Origin of the sequence: Pontibacter mucosus (assembly GCF_003054055.1) — a bacterium.
In the GTDB taxonomy this organism is placed as follows: domain Bacteria; phylum Bacteroidota; class Bacteroidia; order Cytophagales; family Hymenobacteraceae; genus Pontibacter; species Pontibacter mucosus.
The window spans coordinates 244,222-264,764 of sequence record NZ_QBKI01000006.1 but is presented as its reverse complement, the minus strand read 5'-3'; the positions used below and the strand labels follow the sequence as shown (position 1 = coordinate 264,764).

Below are 20,543 nucleotides of genomic sequence, written 5' to 3'. Positions count from 1 at the left end.
TCCCGGCCTAGGAGGGAGCCAAGTAGGAGATGCAACGATTGGTAAGTGGGGCTGGAGGATGAACTGTGGCTAGAAAGGATAGCTTGTGTCAAGTAGAGGGAAGCAGCGGCTAGGAAAGTATAACAGGCAAGTCTAAAGTGTAGCCCAAATATAAAGTATGGCTTTTCAAGCTAGTCGGGTTACAAACCCAACATCATAAAAAGACACGAGCTACAAGCCCGCGCCAGAGAAAGTATAAATCAGCAAGTATAAAAGTATAGCTGAAGTATAAATCCGGCTTTTAAGCAAAGTACTGACTACTTTTAGCTCGGACAAACAGTATAAAAGTATAACGCGCTACATCATCAAACCAACTATGAAAGATAACAAAGACACATCAACCCATACGTTAATCGGCCCCTTCAGCCAAACCCTGCCAATGACCAACCTGCCGGAGGCTGGCGCGATACAGGACGGGCAGCTGAAGGTAATCGAACAGGCCGGGGTGCTGGTGCAGGAGGGCAGGGTGCAGAAGGTAGGCAAGTATGACCAACTCCACCGCGAGGCGCTTGATAACAAGTATAAACTGGAACTGGTAGAGGAGCCGATGGTGCTGCTCCCCGGCCTTGTCGACGCCCATACCCACATTTGCTTTGCCGGAAGCCGTGCCAACGACTACGCCATGCGCGTGGCCGGTAAAACCTACTTAGAAATTGCCCGCAGCGGCGGCGGCATACTGGACAGTGTACGTAAAACCCGCGAAGCAACCTTGGTGGAACTGGTTGATCTACTGCGCAAGCGCTGCGACCGCCACCTGCGCGAGGGCGTTACCACCTGCGAGGTTAAGAGCGGGTATGGCCTGACGGTGGACGATGAACTGAAAATGCTGGAGGCCATCAGTCTCGTAAACAAGCACCATGCACTAGACCTGGTGCCCACCTGCCTGGCGGCACACATGCGCCCACCTGAGTTTACCGACTCCAAAGTATACTTGCAGCATATTTTAAATGAGTTGCTGCCTCAGGTGCAGGAGCAGAACCTGGCCAGCCGCGTGGATATCTTTGTCGAAGACACCGCCTTTACGGAAGTAGAATCGCTGGAATTCTTACTAGCTGCCAGGGAAATGGGCTTTGATATAACGGTTCACGCCGATCAGTTCAGCACGGATGGCAGCCGGGTAGCCGCAGAGGCCGGTGCTGTGAGTGCCGACCACCTGGAGGCCAGCGGAGACGAGGAAATTGCCCTGCTGCGCGATGCCGGGGTGGTGGCTACGGTACTACCGGGGGCCTCGCTGGGGCTGGGCATGCATTACGCGCCTGCCCGCAAAATGCTGGACGGCGGCCTATGCCTGGCCATCGCTACGGATTGGAACCCGGGCTCTGCCCCCATGGGCGACTTGCTGATGCAGGCGGCTATACTTGGTGCTGCTGAAAAATTAACTACTGCCGAGACCTTGGCCGCCATTACGACCCGCGCCGCCAAAGCGCTCAACCTCCCGGACCGTGGCAACCTGGCGAAAGGAAACCTGGCCGACATGATCGCCTTCCCGACAGAAAACTACAGGGAGATTTTATACTTGCAGGGGAAACTGAAACCTTCGAAAGTATGGAAAAGCGGGAGACAAGTATAAATTACAAGCGCTCGTGCGAATCACTATAAGTCACAAAACGGAAGATTCGCTTCAGGGACAAAAACAATCAACAACAAACAATTAAGAACATAACAAATGTATAAACCCACCGCACCCGGGACCTGGAAAGGCAGAGTAGACACGCTCGATGGTGAAGAAGGCAAACGCTGGCACCAGGGGATTAAACTGCTCCACCTGACCGACACCACGGACCCCGCTCCAGCAAATCAGGCTATCACGTTTTTGGGGTTCTGCTGTGATGAAGGCGTGCGCCGCAACCAGGGCAGGGAAGGGGCAGTGGAAGGGCCGGCGGCGTTGCGGCAGGCAATGGCCTCGTTTGCGTGGCATTTGGAGGATGATGTGGCGCTGTTCGATGCGGGCGATGTATACTGTACTAACCAGAACCTGGAGGAAGCACAGAAGCAGTTAGGCCGGAAAGTGAGCGCCCTGCTATCCAACACATACAAAACGATTATACTCGGCGGCGGGCACGAAACCGCCTACGGCCATTTTTTAGGTATCAAGCAGGCTCTCCCGGAGGGGCAGCAGTTGGGCATCATCAACTTCGACGCGCATTTCGACCTGCGGAGCTATGAGAAACAGGCCAGCTCCGGCACCCCGTTCCTGCAGATCGCTGACGACCTGGACGCGTTGGGGCAGGACTTTAATTACCTGTGCCTGGGCATACAGCAGCAGGGCAATACGCAGAAGCTGTTTAACACCGCCGCCGCCTATGGTGCCGATTACGTGTTTGCGCCGGCGATGCAGGTGTATAACTACGAGGCGCTGCGGGAGCGGCTGCAGCAGTTTACGGAGCTGGTTGATGTGCTGTATGTAAGCATCGATATGGACGTGTTTGCCGCAGCCTACGCGCCGGGCGTGAGTGCCCCGGCCGCCCTGGGCGTGCATCCGGAGATCGTGCTGTTGCTGTTGCAGCAGATCATCAGCAGCGGCAAACTGCTGACGCTGGATGTGGTGGAGCTAAACCCAAAACTCGATGTTGATAACCGCACGGCCAGGTTGGGAGCATCGCTGCTCTACCATGTAGTGCAGCAGTGGAGCCAGGTATAGTTCTTAAATTATTTCAGATGAACGGTGCGCATCTGAAATAAGTGCACTGCTGCTCCGGATTGTAATCCGGAGCTTTATACTTTGCGGATTTGTAATCCGCCTGCCTGAGAGTAGCTACTCCTCTGCCACTGCGGATTACAAATCCGCGGTTACTATACTTTCGGATTGCAAATCCGAAAGAGCATGTCATAATTGAATCCGCAATAAATTTTTCAAGATTGACTTAAGTATAAAACACAACGGCCCTGCAGTATAATGCAGGGCCGTTGTGTTTTATACTTATTTGCCCACTTTAAACTTGGTCCAGTAGGTGGTGTCGCTGGTTTTTACCTCTATCAGGTAGGTGTCGGGCTTAAGCTTGCCGAGCTGGTAACGCCAGCTGCTGCGGTTGCCCTCTATGCTGACAGGTTTGGTGTATACCGTTTTTCCGGCGGAGCTTTTTACAAAAAGTACGGCATTCTCATCCAGCTCCTGCGAGAAGTCCAGTTCAAAGGAACCTTTAGCGGTGGGCTTCAGGAAAATCCCCGACAGGGTTTCCTTGTTGGCATCAGGGTGCTCGGTGCTAACAAGTATATGTTCTTTCTCCTGTGGAGGTAAGGGCGTGGTCTGTGCTTTGGCGAAGGTCAGGCTGAAAAGCGGCAGGCTCAGGGCCAGTGCTAAGGTATATGTTTGCTTCCTGTTCATGTGTGTTCTGCTTAAAGTATAAGTATAACACACGTTATTGCATTTTTGATGCCAGATTTATCAGGCGTGCTTGCGCAGGCCCCCTTTTTCTGGATCGAAGCAGTAGGGGCAGCTGCCGTTTACCTCTGAGCCACCCAGCCAGCGTGATTTAGGGATGAAAGCTCCGTATCCCTCCAGCACCCGCTCCCCAAAAAAACTGAGGGAAAGCGGCTCTTTGGCCTGTACCAGGTCGGGTTGCAGACGGGCTAATATCTCTTGTAGCTGCCAATCGCCGAAGCCGTAGCCGGGGTCCTGCTGCCAGAACTGCTGCATAAGCGCATCTACAGTGGTAGTGCCAGCCTGTATTATACGTAGCAGCATGTGCTCGGGCTGGCTAAGGCCATTTGTGCAGGCCGGGAAACGGTGCAGGTGCAGTTGCAGGGCCTGCTGCAAGTATAAAAACGGGGCAGACTGCTGCTGTAAGTATACCTGTAGGTTAAGGTGATTGGGGCTGGCATAGAGTTGCCACAGTTGCTTGGCCTGCTCCAACTGCGTATCATCCACCTGTATCCTGCCTTCAAACAGTTGTTGCAATTCCTCTGGCCTCAGCAGCGCAATGTTTTTGCCTTGCACAGGTGTGCAGATTGATACTATGGGTGGTTTTTTCTGGTGCAGGCGCTGCAGTAAGTATAACAGGTTTACCTGGCACATCAGGTCAGCGTCGAACCACAGCACCACCTCAAAAAAAGCCCCGATTCCCTCCAGTTTCTGCACTTCATCCAGCACTTTGGCTCTATACTTCTCTGCCGGCTCGCCATAGGTGGAGGTGATGTAGTCCTGCCGCTTTTGCCAGAACTCCGGCTCAGGCAACATATAGAATACCGGCCCTTCCGAAAGAATTTCGCGCCACACCAGCACTTGGCCGGGCAACCCGGCTGCGGTAAAGGCAGGCACTGAGGCATCGCCGTTGAGGATGTGCAGGGTGGGAAGTTTTTTCATCAGCCTAAAGTATAAAACGCCGCAAATGAGAAGGCAACTAACACGTAACGGTGCAGCTGCCTTACCTCAAACATTATAACGGTATAAGTATCTAACGTAATTACCTGCCTTTTAGTCTGTAAGCCACCACCCTGTTATCACGGAAAGTGGGCACCAGCAGCAGGCCGGGCTGCCGGGCATAGCTGATGTCGGCAGCGTTGATGTTTTTGCTTTTCGTGTCCAGCACGCGCCATTTACGGCCTTCCTGGTTCACGTAGTATACTTCGCCATCCCAGCTGGAGATTAAATAATTGCCATCTTCCAGACGCGTAATGCCGTCCGCTGACTTAATGCCATCGGTCCAGTCCGTGAAGTCTTTCGTGCCGGGGTCTACCAAACGCACGTGGCCGCTGTTAAAGAAAGCCACCAACATGCGGTCGCCTTCGATAAAGATGCCGTTTGGATTCTCGCGCTTGGTGTTTTCTATCCATGTGCTGATGCGGCCGTTGCGCATCTGGTAAATGCGCCGCTGCTCTGAGTCGGTAACGTACACTGTGCCGTTGTCGTCAACCGCCACATCGTTCAGGAACTTGGCTTTCTCGGCTTTATACTTGCCCAGCACCGAGCCGGATTGCGTGGCAATGGCCACTACCTCGTCTGCATCGGCCACGTAAAGCACGTTGTTGTGCAGGGCCATACCCGCCGGGTTGTTCAGGCCGGTTACCCAGTACAGGTCTTCAATATTCCCTTCCGCATCCAGCCGGGAGATAAAGCCGTCGCCGTCGTTGCGGTCGGAGGTGCTGTTCATGTTCGACACGTAGATCACGTTGCGCTGCGGGTCGAAGAGGGCAGACTCCGGCGTTCTGAGGGTATTGTCGGAGGCCCATACTTCCTGCAGCTCCACGGGCGCACGCGAGGAGAACAGGTTGCCGCTACAGCCGCTCAGGGCAAAGGTGGCCAGCAAAGTATAGAATCCGGTACGTATACTTTTTCTCATGCTTTCGGTTTTGGTTTATACATCTTACGGACAGGTGCGCGTGCCGTTCTAATTTCAGGCTACTCGGTATGCAGGCCAAGCTTCCGGAGCGTGCGCTGGCGCGATACTTTTCCGGTGGAGGTTTCGGAGAAAGCCTGGCTGTAGTATACTTCCTTGGGCATTTCATACTTGCCGAGCTTGCTGCGCAGGCGCTCCAACAGCTGTTTTTCCTCCTCTTCGGATAACTGATCGCCCTCCAGCACCAGCACAATCTTCTCGCCAAGCACCTCGTCGGGCTGCGGGGCTATGAAAAAGCGCGGCGAGTCCACATCATCCACAAAGGCCTCGGCGATGGCCAGCTCCACCGTCTCTGTCTGTACCTTCACGCCACCGGTGTTAATGGTGTTGTCGGCGCGGCCTATCCAACGGAAGCGGGTAGGGGTGAGCAGCTCCACGATGTCGTTGGTGACGAGCAGCTCGTTGTTAGTGAGGTCGCCTTTGATGGTGAGGCAGCCGCGCTTGTCCAGGCCTACCTCGATGTTTTCCAGCACCTCGTAGTAATCGGCCGCGTCATACCCGTTGAGCTTGCGCAGGGCGATGTGCGAGGCGGTCTCCGTCATGCCATAGGTATGGTACACCGGCGCCTGTATTTGCTGGAGCTCACGCTGCTGGGTAGGGGTAAGCGGGGCGCCACCCACCAGCATGCCATGCATGCCGTTAAGCTGCCCGAGCCGCTGCGGGGTTTCCTGAAGTATGGCGTGCAGCTGCATCGGCACAAAGGAGCTGAAAGCTATCTTCTCCTCCGGGCTTACCAGGGTTAGCGGGTTGCTGATGGGTTCAACAATAATCATGCGCAGGTCGGCCACAAAGCCGCGCACCAGCATCATCATGCCGGCGATGTACTCGGTGTTCAGGCAAATGAGCGTGCAGTCGCCGGGCTGCAGGTGAAGCAGCTTGATGGTGCGGCGGGCGCTGGCCTCCAGCTGCCTGCGGGTAAGGTTAATGGTTTTGGGTACCCCGGTGGAGCCGGACGTCTGGATGGGGAACTCCTGCACCCCATTGAGCCAGCTGCGGCAGAATTCAAGGGTTTTACTTTCGTAGCCATTCAGCGGAATGCTGTTGCGGAAGGAGTACGAGGCAATTTCGTCGTAGTAGAACTTCTTGCCGTTCAGGGTCAGGTATTTGTCTGTCATGTAGCAATATCTTATAGGCCACCCCTACAGGCATTTGCCCTGAGAATGGTGCCCCGTCATCATTTCACGTTAACACGTACGTGCTGCTGCAAAATTGGGGTAAAGCGCTATTAAAACAAATACTGCCGGCAAAGGTTTTTCTCCTGCTTCCTGCCCCGGAGCCGGTATGAACCGGCTAAATTAGTAGAGCCAGTCCTTGTCAGGCTTGCGGATGAGCCGGTCGATGGAGAGGCGGCCGGAACCGAAGATCAGGAAGAAGATCAGCAGCATCAGCACGATGATGGAGGACCATAGCTCGGTGTTCTCTGAGTAGAAACCCCGGTTCGGGTTAATGAAGAAAACCGCCCCAATCAGGATGGGCAGCTGAAACAGGATGGCCACCCGGGTGATCAGGCCCATCGCAATCAGCAGGCCGCCTACCAGGTGGGCAAAGGCAACGTAATGCGCCAAACCGATCGAAATCCAAGGGAACTGGCTCTTCTGCATGATTCGGAACAGCGCTTCTGTGTCCTGAATAAACATAAAGCCCTTCACCATCAGGAAAATTCCCAGCCCCATCCTCAAAAAATCGAGCCAAACAGGGTGATGCGTGTCAGCCCAGCGCTCTACGCGGTTCATGTCTTGTGCTAGGTTCATGGCTTTATAAATTTAAATGTGAAACATGCTGACTATCATTTTATTTAACGTATTTCACCATGAACCGGACAAATCTCAGTACAAATTATATTATTCGCGCCTGATGTCCTGGAAGCTTCGTGATCAGCAGCCAACCATGGGTTTTACTTCTGTTTCCGGAGCACTTTATTATCCACCGAATAGCGGCCCGGGCCAACAATCATAAAGAAGAGCAGCAGGCCTAGCACGACCACCGATATCCAGAGCTCCGTGTTCTCCAGATGCAGCCCCCGGTGCCTGTTTACGAGCAGCACCGCCCCCAGCACCACCGGTATCTGGCAGAGCAGCGCCAGCCGGGTCAGAAAGCCCATGGCAATCATCAACCCGCCGACAATGTGCACGGTGCTGGTTAAAACCGGCGCTTTCTGCAGGCTGATAAAATCCTGGTTCTGGCTGAAAACCTGGAACACATCACTGGTGTACTCCAGGAACATGACTCCCTTTATGAAGAGAAACAATCCTAAAAGGATGCGTAACCCGTCCATCCAGACAGGATTGCTGGCGCTGTTACGCTGGACAGGGTGACTGACTTCGTGTGTAAAGGCCATGATTAAAGTGATTTAGGTAAAACATGTTCGTATTTATATATACGCCTAATGTTAGCAACCCGGATACAAAAGACCAGAGATTATGGTTTGGAGTTGAAGTGGGAGGGCCTAAAAGTATAGATTGTGCTTAAACAAACAGCGCCTCCCAGTGTGAAAACCAGGAGGCGCTAGGCGGTTAGTTTATACCTTAGCCGTTATTTAAATCGCAGCTTTCGTCCTTCCGTGCGGTAAGCGTCGAAGGCGCTGGCGTTGGCGTTGCTTTCGGTGAAAACCTCCAGTATACCGGCACCGGCCTCAGGATGGAAGAAGGCAGGCAGGGCATCTTCCAGCTCCTCCAGCGAGTTAACCGAAGTATAACGTATGCCAAAATCGCGCGCCGTGTTCTCGGCGTTCAGTTCCTGGCGGGTTTCAAAGTATGGCTCCAGCTCCGGTTGCTGCCGTGGCCCGTCTATCAGCCTGAAAATGCCGCCGGCGTGGTTGTTCAGCAGCACGATGCGCAGGTTCGGGGGCAGGTAATTGTGCCAGAGCCCGTTGCGGTCGTAGAAAAAGGCCAGATCACCGGTGAGTAACGTGGTGATGCCTGGGCAGGAAAGGGCGCAGCCCACTGCGGTGCTCGTGCTGCCGTCGATGCCGCTGGTGCCCCGGTTGGCGTACACCTGCACCTGCTGTGCTGCTTGCAGCCCCACAATGTTGGCGTAGCGCACCGCCATGGAGTTGGCCAGGTGCAGGTTGCTCTTTGGCGGAAGCTGCCGCAGCACGCGTGCTACCACCGGCAGCTCGCTGTAGGGTGCTCCCTGCGTATACTTTTGCAGGTAGTTTCCGGCTGTTTCGTTGGCCGCGGCCCAGGCTGCGGCAAAGTTCTCATCGGCTCTGGTGCTGCCGGCCAGTGCCGTGAAAAAGTTCTGCGGCGTGCAGCGCACTATCTTTGTGAGCGACTGGAATGTGTCGGCCACCTGGCCGGCGGGCTGCACGTGCCAGTGGGCCTTGGGTTTATACTTGCGCAGGTATACTTTCAGCGACTTGGAGATGATGGACTTGCCAAAAGAAATCAGCAGGTCGGGCTGCAGTTTGGCCAGTTGCTCCTGGTCGGTGTTGCCAAAAATGATGTCCTGGTGCCGGATGGCCTGCGGCAGCTGGTGGATGTTGCTGATGATGTCGCCCACCACCACGGCTCCGGTACTCTCAGTAAAAGTATGCAGACTTTTCAGCAGCGGCTCCTGTTGTTGGTCCTGTCCGGCCAGCACCAGCACCTTTCTATACTTGAGGATCTCCTCCTGCAGCCTGAGCGACTGCGCTACACTTAAATCGTAGGCCTGTGGCTCCTCGGCTATGACTTTTACCTGCTTGTTATACTTCAAGTCCTCGTCAGGAGCGGGGTAAAAAGGCTCGCGTAAAGGCACGTTGATGTGTACGGGTCCTGCTGGATAGTTCATGGCCTCGTTCAGCGCCTCCGACACCATCCGCTCGCTGTACCAGGTGGCATCCGGGTGCGAGAAATCCGGGGGGAAAGTATAGCTCTGCTTGATGTGCTGCCCGAACACGTTCTGCTGCCGTATCGTCTGCCCGTCAAGTTGGTCGATCCACTCGGGTGGGCGGTCGGCGCTAAGGATGAGCAGCGGCACCCGCTGGAAGAAGGCCTCCGCCACGGCGGGTGCGTAATTAAGGGCAGCGGTTCCGGAAGTGCACACCAGCACGGTTGGCTTGCCTGTTGTCAGCGCCATGCCCAGAGCCATAAAAGCGGCGGCCCGCTCGTCGCTCACCGTCTTCACCTGAAACCCGCCATGGCGGGCAAAGGCAATCGTAATCGGGGCACAGCGCGAGCCCGGCGACAGCACCACATGCTCTATCCCTTTCTGGGCACAGATTTCAGCAATATTGACAACAGGCGCTAGAATCATAGTGAGTGAATTAGTGAATGAGCGAATGAGTGAATGTTGAAGGTTTATTATACTTTGATGTTAAATGAGTGAAAACATACAAGCTTTCAAGTGTAAGTGAAGTGGGTGATAAAACGATTTTTCTACTACGATTAAAACCATTCATTCAATCGCTCATTCACTCCATCAAAATTAAAAATCCGACAGGATTTTACCCATCGTTTGCATTTTGTGCTGGGTTTCGAGCCATTCTTTCTGCGCGACGGAGCCTTCGGTAACGCCGGCGCCGGCGTAAAGAATGGCCTCCTGGGTCAGCAGCTGCATGCAGCGCAGGTTCACGTAGAGGTGTGAGCCGCTAGAGCCGTTGACCGGTCCCAAATAGCCGCTATAGTAGCTGCGGTTATAGCCTTCGTGGGCAAGTATAAACTCAAGGGCCGGCTGCTTGGGCAAGCCGCAGACCGCCGAGGTTGGGTGCAGCAGCTCCAGCATGTCGGTGCCCAGGGTAGGGAAGTGTACATCCCGCAGGTTTACCTTAAAATCTGTGCGCAGGTGCATCAGCCCGCCGGCAATAATCGTTCTGGGACCTACTTCAGTATACTCGCGCAGGCGCAGCTTCTTAAAGCAACTCAGCACGTAGCGCTCCACCATCGCCTGCTCCTCGATTTCCTTCTGCCGCCAGATGGCATCGGCCACGTTTTCCACGGCGGGTTGCGTACCGGCCAGCGCCATGGTATGGAACACCTGCTGCTCGTCTATACTTACCAGTATCTCCGGGGTGGCGCCCATCCACGTACCTACGCCCGGCACTGACACCAGCGACACAAAGGCCCTGGGATACTTCTCGGCCATCGCCCGGAAGGCAGCTACCGGGGAGAATCCCTCGGGCAAGGCTTCCTGGTCCGTTCGGGACAAAACCACCTTTTCCATCTGCCCGGCCTGTATTGCTTCCACGGCCTGGTGCACGGCCCCCACAAAGACCTCCTCAGTCTGAAAAGCGTGGCGCTGCTCGTTGGCAGGCGTGTGCCAGGCATGTATACGTTGGGGATTTTCCAGTAAAGTATAGAAAGCCTGAAGCGGCTGCTGCGGTGCCTCGGGGGCACTGCTCACATGCTCACCATCAAAGTATAAGTCGGCCTTTATAAAAAGATTGGGCTCCTCTTTGGAAACCTGGAAGGGGCAGAAAAAGAAACCAAAGGGACTGGTTTCCAGTTGTGGTTGCCCGGTAGTGAAGTGTTGCCCCAACTGTACACAGGCCTGTGGGTGGGGGGCATTTGGTAATCGCCAGACGGCTACTGCCTTTTGCCCGGCAATGGCCGCCTGAAAAAACTGCTCTAACGTATAGGTTCGGGCTTGTTCACCCATCATCATGTCTCCTCCGGCCAGTATAGCCGCTGTTTTATTTTTTGTCTATCACTGCCACCGTCATGCGGCTGATGCAAACTAATTCGCCTGCCTCGTTGGTAACTTTTGTTTCCCATACCTGGGTGCTGCGGCCCACATGAATTGGGGTGGCTTTGCCATACACCCAGCCCTCGCAAGCGCTGCGCAGGTGGTTGGCGTTTATCTCTAAACCCACGCAGGCCTTTTTTGTTAAATCCACTTTCAGGGCTGCTCCCATGCTGGCCAGCGACTCGGCCAGCACTACCGAGGCCCCGCCGTGCAGCAGGCCCATGGGCTGGTGGGTGCGCTGATCCACAGGCATTCTGGCGCACAAAAAGTCGTCGCCCACCTCCGTAATCTCAATGCCCAGGTGCTCTATCATGGTGTTTTTGCACCACTCTTTTACCCGCTCTACCGTATCTGTATTTTTATCCATAAGCTGCGATGCCTAAATTCGCGCTGATTTAGTAAGTAGGCAAAAGTAGAATAATTTTGATTAAGAAGATATACCTCATCCGCCACGGACAGACCGACTATAACCTGAAGAGCATTGTGCAGGGAAGCGGCGTGGACTCAGTATTGAATGCTGAGGGGCAGCGGCAGGCGGACCTGTTTTTCGAGAAGTATAAGGAAGTTCCCTTTGATAAAGTTTATACTTCTACGCTGCAGCGCAGCATACAATCCGTTCAGAAATTCATCGATTTAGGCATCCCACACGAGCGGCACGCCGGGCTGAACGAGATTAACTGGGGCACCCGCGAGGGCACGCGCATCACCCCCGAAGAAGACGCCTACTACCACAGCATCCTGCAAACCTGGTGCGAGGGCAATACCGCCGTGTGCATTGAGGGTGGGGAGAGCCCGGAGCTGGTGTACGAGCGGCAGAAACCCTTTGTAGACCTGATGCTGAGCCGGCCCGAGGAGGAAACGATCCTGATTTGCATGCACGGGCGTGCCATGCGTATCTTGCTGTGCCAACTGCTGCGGTACCCGCTGCGCTGCATGGATGAGTTCGAGCACCGCAACCTGTGCCTTTACCAGCTCGACTTTACCGGCAGCATGTTCTCTGTCAGGAAGTACTGCGACGTGGCACACCTGCAGGCGCCGGAACAAAGCTAAGGCAGCTGTTTTCCGGATTTTAGAAATTGAGCTTGATTCCGTATCTTGCTGTTCCGAATCAGGCGGACACAAAATGAGGTTGCCGCGGCCTTTGTTAGCAGGTTGCCATCTTTTGTGTGCGAACATAGTTTGAATAGAATATTTTTAAATCTAATTTTGGGCGGATAATACAAGACCTATTGGGCGAATAAAACAACACGAAATTTATGGCTGAAGTTATAAGAATGCCCAAGATGAGCGACACGATGACTGAGGGGGTGATTGCATCTTGGCTGAAGAAAGAAGGCGATAAGGTGAGCTCCGGCGATATCCTGGCTGAAGTGGAGACCGATAAAGCTACTATGGAGCTGGAATCCTATGAAGACGGTACACTGCTGTACATCGGACCCAAAAAAGGGGACGCTGTTCCGATTGACGCCGTAATCGCCATCATTGGCAAGGAAGGGGAGGATATCTCCGGCCTGCTGAACGAGGTGAAGGGCGGAGGTGCCCCGGCTGCCAAAGAAGCGAAGCCGGAGGCGAAGGAAGAACCGAAACCCGAAGCCAAGCCTGCTGCGGCTAAAGAGGAGGCCCCTGCGAAAGTTGTCGATACGAGCAACATCAAGGCTTCTGTTATCCGGATGCCAAAAATGAGCGACACCATGACCGAGGGCGTACTGGTGAGCTGGCTCAAAAAACAAGGCGATAAAGTGAAGTCCGGCGACGTGCTGGCTGAAGTGGAGACCGATAAGGCCACCATGGAGCTGGAGTCGTATGAGGACGGAACCCTGCTATACATTGGCGTTAACGAAGGCGACGCTGTTCCAATCGATGCCATCATTGCGATCATCGGCGAGGAAGGCGCTGATTACAAAGCCCTGCTGAGCGGCGCAACCTCTACTTCCGACAGACAGGAGCGTGAGGAGAACGCCCAGACGGATGAGGCCATCCAGACAAGCGTGGACGCTACTACCTCTGAGAAAGCAACGGGAACTACGGTGCCGGCACAAGGCGCGGAAGTGCAGGAAGTTGCTTCTGACAACGGCCGTGTGAAAGCTTCTCCGCTGGCCAAGCGCGTAGCGAAAGAGAAAGGCTACAACCTGGCGCAAATCAAAGGTTCTGGCGAAGGCGGCCGTATCGTGCTGCGCGACGTGGAGAACTTCTCGCCATCTGCCGCACCACAACAGGCTGCTGCCCCTCAGGCGAAGCCAGCGGCTCCAGCTCCGGCTGCTATCCCTGGCGCTCCGGCCGAGGCTTACGAAGAAGTGAACGTGTCGCAGATGCGCAAGGTAATTGCCCGTCGTCTGGCGGAGAGCAAGTTCTCTGCACCACACTTCTACCTGACTATGGAGATTGATATGGACAAGGCCATGGAGGCCCGCGCCAGCATCAACGAAGTATCTCCGGTGAAGGTATCCTTCAACGACCTGGTGATCAAGGCAGCCGCTGCGGCCCTGCGTCAGCATCCTGCGGTGAACTCTTCCTGGCTGGGTGATAAGATCCGTTACAACAAGCACATCAACATTGGCGTGGCTGTGGCGGTAGAGGAAGGCCTGCTGGTACCAGTGGTTCGCAACGCAGATTACAAGTCGCTTTCTGCCATTGCGGCGGAGGTGAAAGACCTGGGCGGCAAGGCTAAAAGCAAGAAGCTGCAGCCATCTGACTGGGAAGGTAACACGTTTACCATCTCCAACCTGGGCATGTTCGGCATCGAGGAGTTTACGGCCATCATCAATCCACCGGATGCGTGCATCATGGCGGTAGGCGCTATCAAGCAGACGCCAGTGGTGAAGAACGGCAACATTCAGATCGGCAACGTGATGAAGGTGACACTGTCCTGCGACCACCGCGTAGTGGACGGCGCTGTTGGCTCTGCCTTCCTGCAGACGTTCAAGAACCTGCTGGAAAACCCGGTGAGAATCCTGGTGTAAGTACACGAAGTATAAAGTATAGAAAAGCCCTCCCGGAAACGGAAGGGCTTTTCTTTTTTAGTGTGTACAGTGTTTACAAAATCTGAGACTATCTGCGCCTTTAGTCTCTGGACACTCGCGAACCTCCAGAAGTATTGCCCTCGCTCGCCTCTGGCGAGTGTGCGCTATCCCAAGACCTCTGGCCGCTTCAGGTTTATACTTTATAACTTAAGATGCGATGAACCCACCCCTAACCCCTCCAGGGAGGGGAATTTCTGCAATTTTAACAAGATTCCCCTCCCTGGAGGGGCGGGGGTGGGTTATACCTTCCAGCCAACGTAAATAGCAACTTGATGTTTTATACTTCTGGCTATACTTTATACTTGTTGACAAGCACTATCTGTATGTAACGTGGCGGGACGCCACCTGATAACGCACACTCTCCAGAGGCGAGCGAGGGTAAGATTCGAGGTTCCTGTATTGGCTATACTTTCGCCAGTTGAACACTAGCCCCATGGAAACTCGTAACAGCTACTAGCCTCGGTTACTGCTGTTGCACCAGCTTCTCTGCCCGGAACAAATCGTCGGAAGCCTGCAGGATTTTGGCTTTTAGTTTCGGGTTATAGCTTGGGTTGTCTTTCAGAAAATCATGCACGACTTGAGCGGCTGTAGTGGTCTGGTAAGAGCCAAAGGTAGCGCGGAGCCAGTTAAAGGGAAAGAAAATATCGCCCGTACGCTGAATCTCGGCCAGTAGCTCCAGGCTTTGCGGCAGGTATTTCTCTGAGGTTTGGGCGCGCAGTGGATGGTGCAGATACCCCAGGGCCGAGGCCACCCAGGCTTCCTTCTCCCGGTTTTCAGCGTTCTTCAACGAAGCAAAAAAAGCATCCCGCACCTGTACGTCTGACGAGAGAGCCGGCATTATAAACTCCAGGCGCTTTTTGCGGTCCGGGTTTTGGATGCGGGTAAGTTGCTCCTGAAGTATACTTTGGTTTGGACAGTCGCGTACGGCCAGGGCAAGCGCTAGCGAAGTATAATCATCCTCGTTCAGCTTTACACCAGTTGGCGGCTGTTGTTTTTGCCATACTCCGTATAGTTTGTCCTGCGCTTCCTTGCTAAGGGCTATACTTTGGTAGGTTTTAAAGAGCAGCTTTTTCACGTTCGGAGCTTGATGCTGCTGCAGTGCCTGCCATACCTGTTGCTCCAATTGCGTCGCCAGCTGCTGGCGCTGTGCCGGGGAGAGGAAGACCCAATAGATGTCACTCAACTGGCCGGTCATGAGTTTAATGTTGAGTTCCTCCTGTTCCTGTGTCAGGCCTTTCTGGTAGAAGCTGAGCAGCTGTGCCGGCGTTAGGCCGCGGCCGTTGAGCATGTTTTCGTACAGGTTGATGTAGGCCGAGGCGCGTTGCACGGGGTCTTGCAAGGTATACAGCCGCTGCAGCATCGCCTCCTCCACCGGAAATACGCCGTAGCCCTGCCCCGTGGAGTTGAAAAGTATAAACTGCGGTGCTTCCTTGCCTGCGGCCTGCTCTACTACCACTTCCGCCTTGGTCATGTCCACGGTCATCTCTTCCAGCCGGTCCGGGTATACTAAAGCAATTTCAAAATACTGCGGCCATACTCTCTCAGAGCCATCTTCGCCTCGCTGTAATACCCGCAGCTGCTCAATTTTGCCGTTACTGGTTTTGAGTTCATGCGTGAACACCGGGCGGCCTGCTTCGTTCACCCACACCTGGTTCCACTGCGCCAGGTCTACCGGTGTGCGGGCATCGAGAATTTGGATGAGGTCGGGCCAGGTGGCGTTGCGGTAGGCGTAGGTTTTCAGGTATTCCTGCAGCCCTTTGCGCAGCTCTTCTTCGCCCATCAGGCGCTCGAGTTGGCGCATCATAATAGGGGCTTTGTGGTAGATGATACTGCCGTAAAGAGAGCCCGCATCCTGCAGGTTATCAAGCGGCTGGCGGATGGGGTTGGCCCCGGTGGTGCGGTCGATGCTGTAGGCGGCGGGGAAATGGTCCACCAAAAACTTCATGTCGTAATTGGTGTTCTCCAGCGCCACCTGCGTCACCTTGTCGGCCATAAAATTAGCGAATACCTCCTTCATCCAAACATCGTTAAACCACTGCATCGTCACCAGGTCGCCGAACCACATATGGGCCGTTTCGTGCGCGATGAGGTTGGAGCGGGCGATTTTCTCGTCTTTGGTGGCCGTTTCATCCAGGAACAAGGTAGAGGCTTTGTACTGTATGGCGCCCACGTGCTCCATGCCGCCGTACTGGAAATCCGGTATCGCCACAAAATCAAACTTCTGGAAAGGGTAAGGAATCTGCGTATACGCCTCCATAAACCGTAGCGCGTCGCTGTGGAGCTGGAAGATTGGGTTTGTACTTTCGCGGATTTTGGCCTCGTCCGTTTCGCGGTGGTAGAAGTGCATGGCAGTGCCGCTCATGTCGCGCTGCACGTGTTTGAACTTACCCGCCGCAAACGAGAACAGGTAAGTCGGAATGGTGTCCGAGGTGGCAAACGTATAGCTTTTGCTGTTTTCGGCTAGCGTAGAGTCTACCAAAGCGCCATTGGCCAGCGCATTCCAATCCTTGGGCAAAGTTAAGCGAAGGGTAAAGGTGGCTTTCAGGTTGGGCTGGTCGAAAACGGGCACCACGGTGCGGGCGCGGTCGGGCACCAGCAAGGTATACAGATACTCCTCGTTGCGGTTGAGCGACAAATCCCCGGCGATGAACTCCAGTTTCAATTCATTCTCCCCAACCTTAAGCCCGCTGGCCGGCAGGAGGATGTGCTCGTTATCTAGTTTCGTTTCCAGTTGCTTGCCGTTGAGCCATACTTGTTTCAGTTTCTCCGGCTGCTCTTTAAAGTCGAGTTGCAGCGGCTGGCTGTTGTCGGAGAGGCGGAAGGTGATGGTTTCAGAGCCAAGTATAGGTTGCTGCTTCTGGGGCGGAATCTGCAACGCAATGTCGTAGGCGATGTGGCTGAGCACCTGCTTGCGGTAATCGGCCAGCTGCTTGGACACGCCCGTTTCCACAGGTAAGACTTCTGTGGTGGCCAGCTGCTTGCTGCAGGAAGCCAGCGTGCCGGCGCTGAGCAGCGCTATACTTGCTATGAGTAGGTTTCTGTTTCTCTTTTTCATACTTTTCAAATATACTTAGAGCGAGGGAGAGTTGGAGAGTTTAGGAGTTAAAGAGTTGGGGAGTTTGGGAGTTAGAAAGTTAATAAGTTAAAAAGTTAGAAGGTTAGAAAGGTGTAAAAGTATAGAAGTATAAATTCCCCTCTTGGGAGGGGTCAGGGGTGGGTAACTTCGAAGTCTGACCTCTTTGTCATTCTGTTAAGAAACTTGGTGGAAGGGAGATTAGGCTTCTGCTACCTGCTACCTGCTACCTGCTACCAAGATCCTTACAGGATGACAAAATAAAGAGAAATAAAGGCTTAGCTCCAAGGAGGGGGATAGGAGTGGGCTAAGTATAGAACTTGTACTTTAAAACTAACATGGAACACAAAACATATAACGTCATCATTGCCTCTAAAAACCCGGTCAAAATCAATGCAGCGCTGGATGGGCTGCAGCGGATGTTTCCGGAGGCAGAGTTTATGCCGGAGTCGGTAAGCGTGCCATCCGGCGTGGCCGACCAGCCCATGACCGAGCTGGAGACGCTGCAGGGGGCGCTTAACCGCTTGGCCAATGCCAGGGAAGTGCACCCGGAGGCGGATATTTGGATTGGGATTGAAGGTGGCGTGGAAGTGATTGGCGGCGAACTGGCTACCTTTGCCTGGGTGGTAGTGCAGGACAAAGAGCAGCTGGGCAAGGCGCGGTCGGGCACCTTTTTTCTGCCGCAGCAGGTGCGGGAGCTAGTGGAGCAGGGGGTGGAGCTGGGCGAGGCCAACGACCGTATCTTCAGCTACTCCAACTCCAAGCAGAAAGGCGGCGCCATCGGCATCCTGACCCATAACGTGGTGGACAGGCGCGAGCTGTATGAACAGGCGGTGGTGCTGGCACTGGTGCCGCTGCGTAACAAAGAACTATACCTCAACCCGCAACCCTAGCAGCAAGTATAAAAGCGCTATGCCGCAACCCGCTCTACATCCCTCCTTGTTTCTGTCTCCCCTCGGCGATAGCGCCGTGGTGCTGCAGTTCGGGGAGGAGATTAGCCCTGCGATTCATCAGCGTATCCGTGCAGTGACGCACCTGCTGGAGCAGCAGCCTTTTCGCGGGTTGGTGGACTTTGTGCCGGCCTTTACTACGCTCACGGTGTATTATGACCCCTGGGAACTGAGTCAACAGGGCACAACGGATGCCTATAGCGAAGTGGTGCGGCATCTGGAGATACTCGTGGAGCAGGCGGCTGTTACGGCGGCAGCACCAGCGCGGGTGGTGGAGATTCCGGTAGTATACGGAGGCACGTTTGGTCCGGACTTGCAGGAAGTTGCGGAGCAGGCCGGGTTAAGTATAGAGGAGGTCATCCGCATCCACAGCCAGGGCAGCTACCAGGTATACATGATTGGTTTTGCACCCGGCTTCCCTTACCTGGGCGGCATGGATGCCCGTATTGCTACTCCCCGAAAAGCTAAGCCCCGGGAAAGTATACCTGCCGGCAGCGTGGGTATCGCCGGGGCGCAAACAGGCGTTTATTCTATCACTACTCCTGGCGGCTGGCAGTTAATCGGGCGCACCCCGCTCAGGCTTTTCGACCCTTCCCGGCAGGAGCCGAGCCTGTTGCAGGCCGGGGATAGAGTGCGCTTTGTGCCCATCACAGAGGCTGATTTCTTGTCGAGAAAGGAGGAGCAGGCATGAGTATAACAGTACTGAAGCCCGGCTTGCTGACCACAGTGCAGGATTTCGGGCGCTTCGGACACCAGCGCCAGGGCGTGGTAGTGGGCGGTGCCATGGACAAACTCGCGCTGCGCATTGCTAACCTCCTGGTGGGCAACCACGAAAACGCAGCCGCGCTGGAACTGGCCATGCAGGGGCCGGCGCTCCGGTTTGAGCAGGACCAGGTCATTGCACTGGCCGGCGCCGACCTGTCTGCAAATATAAACGGGGCGCAGGTGCGGCTGTGGCGGCCGGTGCTGGTGAAAGCCGGATGTATCCTTCGTTTTGGCAAACCCGCTTATGGCAACTATGCTTACCTGGCCGTGGCCGGAAGTATAAAAGTGCCGCAGGTAATGGGCAGCTGCTCGACTTACCTGCGCGCTGGCATGGGTGGCCTGGAGGGAAGGGCGCTTCAAAAGGACGATGTTCTATACGTTGGCGAGACCTCTGAGACGAATAAATTAGTGCTGAGCGCGCTGTTGATGCAGGCCAAAAAGGAGGCAGAATTTACCGAGGCCAGCTGGTGGCCCGAGCCGGAGCTTTTGCCCAAGTATGAGCCAAACCCAGTGCTGTGTGCGATGCCCGGGCTGGAGTATCATTGGTTTTCGGAGAACAGCCGGGAATACATCTGGCAACAAAAGTATAAACTTACCGCGCAGTCCGACAGGATGGGCTACCAGGTGCAGGGAACCGCGCTGGCGCTGGAGGAGAAGCGGGATCTGCTCTCCACCGCCGTTACCTTCGGCACGGTGCAGGTGCCACCACACGGCGACCCGATTATCCTCATGGCCGACAGCCAGACCACCGGCGGCTATCCCAGAATCGCGCAGGTCATTACGGCCGATTTGCCTAAACTGGCGCAGGTGCAGCCCGGCGGCATCATTCAGTTTGAGGAAGTAAGCCTGGAGCAGGCGCAGCAACGCTATTATCAGCAGGAAAAAACCATGCTTGCCCTGCAGCAGGCGATACACAACAAGCTAAATCAAGTATGAGCCAACTTACCGTAGACCTGAACTGCGACATGGGCGAAAGCTTCGGGGCCTGGCGCCTAGGCAACGACAGCGGGCTGCTCACCTACGTCAGCTCAGCCAACATTGCCTGCGGCTTCCATGCCGGCGACCCGGCCACCATGAAAAAAACGGTGCGCCTTGCGCTGGAGAAAGGGGTGGCCATTGGCGCTCATCCGGGCCTGCCCGATTTGGTAGGCTTTGGCAGGAGAGAGATGGCGGTATCGGCCGAGGAAGTATACGACATGGTAGTGTACCAGGTGGGGGCGCTGATGGGCTTTGCTAAGGCGGAAGGAGCCACGCTGCACCACGTGAAGCCGCACGGCGCGCTGTATAACATGGCTGCTGCCAATGGCACATTGGCCGAAGCCATTGCTGAGGCAGTAGCCAGGCTGGATGAGCAGCTTATACTTTACGGCCTGGCCGGCAGCGAACTTGTAAAGGCAGGGGAGAAGTATGGCCTGCGAATTGCCAGCGAGGTTTTCGCCGACCGCACTTACCAGGCTGATGGCACGCTTACACCTCGCCGTCAGTCAGATGCACTCATTACCAATCCGGAGCAGGCTATTCGACAAGTACTGCGCATGGTAAAAGAAGGCAAGGTGCAGTCGCAGCAGCGAACGGAGGTAAGTATAATGGCCGATACCATCTGCATCCACGGCGACGGCCCGCACGCACTGCCCTTTGCCCGCCTCATCCGCGAGCGTCTCCTATCGGAAGGAATTCTCATTTCAGCTCTCTAAGA

At 54.9% G+C, this 20,543-nt stretch carries 18 protein-coding genes; 8 read left to right on the top strand and 10 right to left on the bottom strand.

Translation table 11 applies throughout. The features are described 5' to 3' along the window. The first annotated feature begins 355 nt into the window (after positions 1 to 355). Entirely contained in the window at positions 356 to 1,609 is a 1,254-nt protein-coding gene (hutI, locus tag C8N40_RS13335) for an imidazolonepropionase (RefSeq protein ID WP_108212265.1), read from the top strand. Positions 1,610 to 1,705: 96 nt separating this feature from the next. Next, positions 1,706 to 2,680: a formimidoylglutamase gene (hutG, locus tag C8N40_RS13330; protein ID WP_108212264.1), complete on the top strand. Its 975-nt coding sequence runs from the start codon at positions 1,706 to 1,708 to the stop codon at positions 2,678 to 2,680. Between the two features lie 279 nt (positions 2,681 to 2,959). Here the strand turns inward: hutG and C8N40_RS13325 are convergent, their stop codons facing one another. The 9 genes from C8N40_RS13325 to C8N40_RS13285 all read right to left on the bottom strand — a co-directional run bounded on the left by C8N40_RS13325 (position 2,960) and on the right by C8N40_RS13285 (position 11,406). After that, a complete protein-coding gene (locus C8N40_RS13325) occupies positions 2,960 to 3,364 on the bottom strand; it encodes a hypothetical protein (protein WP_108212263.1) in 405 nt (134 codons plus the stop codon). A 60-nt stretch (positions 3,365 to 3,424) separates the two neighbouring features. Next, a complete protein-coding gene (locus tag C8N40_RS13320; RefSeq protein ID WP_108212262.1) occupies positions 3,425 to 4,342 on the bottom strand; it encodes a DUF1835 domain-containing protein in 918 nt (305 codons plus the stop codon). A 100-nt stretch (positions 4,343 to 4,442) separates the two neighbouring features. Further along, a complete protein-coding gene (locus tag C8N40_RS13315; protein ID WP_108212261.1) occupies positions 4,443 to 5,318 on the bottom strand; it encodes an SMP-30/gluconolactonase/LRE family protein in 876 nt (291 codons plus the stop codon). 59 nt (positions 5,319 to 5,377) lie between these two features. Next, the gene (locus C8N40_RS13310) at positions 5,378 to 6,490 is read right to left on the bottom strand and encodes an AMP-binding protein (protein ID WP_108212260.1); all 1,113 of its coding nucleotides are present in this window, start codon (positions 6,488 to 6,490) and stop codon (positions 5,378 to 5,380) included. Positions 6,491 to 6,670: 180 nt separating this feature from the next. After that, a complete protein-coding gene (locus C8N40_RS13305; protein WP_108212259.1) occupies positions 6,671 to 7,126 on the bottom strand; it encodes a DoxX family protein in 456 nt (151 codons plus the stop codon). 143 nt (positions 7,127 to 7,269) lie between these two features. Beyond that, positions 7,270 to 7,713, bottom strand: coding sequence for a DoxX family protein (locus tag C8N40_RS13300; RefSeq protein WP_108212258.1), 444 nt, complete (start codon positions 7,711 to 7,713; stop codon positions 7,270 to 7,272). Positions 7,714 to 7,907: 194 nt separating this feature from the next. Further along, positions 7,908 to 9,611: a 2-succinyl-5-enolpyruvyl-6-hydroxy-3-cyclohexene-1-carboxylic-acid synthase gene (gene menD / locus C8N40_RS13295; protein ID WP_108212257.1), complete on the bottom strand. Its 1,704-nt coding sequence runs from the start codon at positions 9,609 to 9,611 to the stop codon at positions 7,908 to 7,910. Between the two features lie 171 nt (positions 9,612 to 9,782). Next, positions 9,783 to 10,958: a chorismate-binding protein gene (locus tag C8N40_RS13290; protein ID WP_245905116.1), complete on the bottom strand. Its 1,176-nt coding sequence runs from the start codon at positions 10,956 to 10,958 to the stop codon at positions 9,783 to 9,785. A 28-nt stretch (positions 10,959 to 10,986) separates the two neighbouring features. Then, entirely contained in the window at positions 10,987 to 11,406 is a 420-nt protein-coding gene (locus C8N40_RS13285; RefSeq protein ID WP_108212256.1) for a hotdog fold thioesterase, read from the bottom strand. 53 nt (positions 11,407 to 11,459) lie between these two features. Here C8N40_RS13285 and C8N40_RS13280 point away from each other — a divergent pair, with 53 nt between their 5' ends. Together C8N40_RS13280 and C8N40_RS13275 are read left to right on the top strand one after the other, a co-directional pair. Then, positions 11,460 to 12,089, top strand: a complete 630-nt coding sequence (locus C8N40_RS13280) for a histidine phosphatase family protein (protein WP_108212255.1) — start codon at positions 11,460 to 11,462, stop codon at positions 12,087 to 12,089. 206 nt (positions 12,090 to 12,295) lie between these two features. Continuing rightward, entirely contained in the window at positions 12,296 to 13,999 is a 1,704-nt protein-coding gene (locus tag C8N40_RS13275; RefSeq protein WP_108212254.1) for a pyruvate dehydrogenase complex dihydrolipoamide acetyltransferase, read from the top strand. 523 nt (positions 14,000 to 14,522) lie between these two features. Here the strand turns inward: C8N40_RS13275 and C8N40_RS13270 are convergent. After that, positions 14,523 to 17,114 (bottom strand): M1 family metallopeptidase, encoded by a 2,592-nt coding sequence (locus tag C8N40_RS13270; RefSeq protein WP_108212253.1) that lies wholly within the window; start codon positions 17,112 to 17,114, stop codon positions 14,523 to 14,525. A 356-nt stretch (positions 17,115 to 17,470) separates the two neighbouring features. Between C8N40_RS13270 and yjjX the strand changes: the two genes are divergently transcribed. The 4 genes from yjjX to C8N40_RS13250 are packed head-to-tail and all read left to right on the top strand — an operon-like array spanning position 17,471 to position 20,541. Then, entirely contained in the window at positions 17,471 to 18,025 is a 555-nt protein-coding gene (gene yjjX, locus C8N40_RS13265; RefSeq protein ID WP_108212252.1) for an inosine/xanthosine triphosphatase, read from the top strand. Between the two features lie 19 nt (positions 18,026 to 18,044). Beyond that, on the top strand, positions 18,045 to 18,773 hold the full coding sequence (pxpB, locus tag C8N40_RS13260; protein WP_108212251.1) for a 5-oxoprolinase subunit PxpB: 729 nt from the start codon (positions 18,045 to 18,047) through the stop codon (positions 18,771 to 18,773). Then, a complete protein-coding gene (locus C8N40_RS13255; protein WP_108212250.1) occupies positions 18,770 to 19,783 on the top strand; it encodes a 5-oxoprolinase subunit C family protein in 1,014 nt (337 codons plus the stop codon). Before pxpB ends, C8N40_RS13255 begins: the two co-directional genes overlap by 4 nt. Continuing rightward, complete coding sequence (locus C8N40_RS13250; RefSeq protein WP_108212249.1) at positions 19,780 to 20,541, top strand: LamB/YcsF family protein; 762 nt, start codon at positions 19,780 to 19,782, stop codon at positions 20,539 to 20,541. The genes C8N40_RS13255 and C8N40_RS13250 overlap by 4 nt, the downstream gene beginning before the upstream one ends. The last annotated feature ends 2 nt before the right edge of the window (positions 20,542 to 20,543 follow it).

Bases quoted from the DNA above. Each gene is read 5' to 3' on its own strand.
- hutI (WP_108212265.1), top strand. From the start codon at position 356: ATGAAAGATAACAAAGACACATCAACCCATACGTTAATCGGCCCCTTC.
- hutG (WP_108212264.1), top strand. From the start codon at position 1,706: ATGTATAAACCCACCGCACCCGGGACCTGGAAAGGCAGAGTAGACACG.
- C8N40_RS13325 (WP_108212263.1), bottom strand. From the start codon at position 3,364: ATGAACAGGAAGCAAACATATACCTTAGCACTGGCCCTGAGCCTGCCG.
- C8N40_RS13320 (WP_108212262.1), bottom strand. From the start codon at position 4,342: ATGAAAAAACTTCCCACCCTGCACATCCTCAACGGCGATGCCTCAGTG.
- C8N40_RS13315 (WP_108212261.1), bottom strand. From the start codon at position 5,318: ATGAGAAAAAGTATACGTACCGGATTCTATACTTTGCTGGCCACCTTT.
- C8N40_RS13310 (WP_108212260.1), bottom strand. From the start codon at position 6,490: ATGACAGACAAATACCTGACCCTGAACGGCAAGAAGTTCTACTACGAC.
- C8N40_RS13305 (WP_108212259.1), bottom strand. From the start codon at position 7,126: ATGAACCTAGCACAAGACATGAACCGCGTAGAGCGCTGGGCTGACACG.
- C8N40_RS13300 (WP_108212258.1), bottom strand. From the start codon at position 7,713: ATGGCCTTTACACACGAAGTCAGTCACCCTGTCCAGCGTAACAGCGCC.
- menD (WP_108212257.1), bottom strand. From the start codon at position 9,611: ATGATTCTAGCGCCTGTTGTCAATATTGCTGAAATCTGTGCCCAGAAA.
- C8N40_RS13290 (WP_245905116.1), bottom strand. From the start codon at position 10,958: ATGATGATGGGTGAACAAGCCCGAACCTATACGTTAGAGCAGTTTTTT.
- C8N40_RS13285 (WP_108212256.1), bottom strand. From the start codon at position 11,406: ATGGATAAAAATACAGATACGGTAGAGCGGGTAAAAGAGTGGTGCAAA.
- C8N40_RS13275 (WP_108212254.1), top strand. From the start codon at position 12,296: ATGGCTGAAGTTATAAGAATGCCCAAGATGAGCGACACGATGACTGAG.
- C8N40_RS13270 (WP_108212253.1), bottom strand. From the start codon at position 17,114: ATGAAAAAGAGAAACAGAAACCTACTCATAGCAAGTATAGCGCTGCTC.
- yjjX (WP_108212252.1), top strand. From the start codon at position 17,471: ATGGAACACAAAACATATAACGTCATCATTGCCTCTAAAAACCCGGTC.
- pxpB (WP_108212251.1), top strand. From the start codon at position 18,045: ATGCCGCAACCCGCTCTACATCCCTCCTTGTTTCTGTCTCCCCTCGGC.
- C8N40_RS13255 (WP_108212250.1), top strand. From the start codon at position 18,770: ATGAGTATAACAGTACTGAAGCCCGGCTTGCTGACCACAGTGCAGGAT.
- C8N40_RS13250 (WP_108212249.1), top strand. From the start codon at position 19,780: ATGAGCCAACTTACCGTAGACCTGAACTGCGACATGGGCGAAAGCTTC.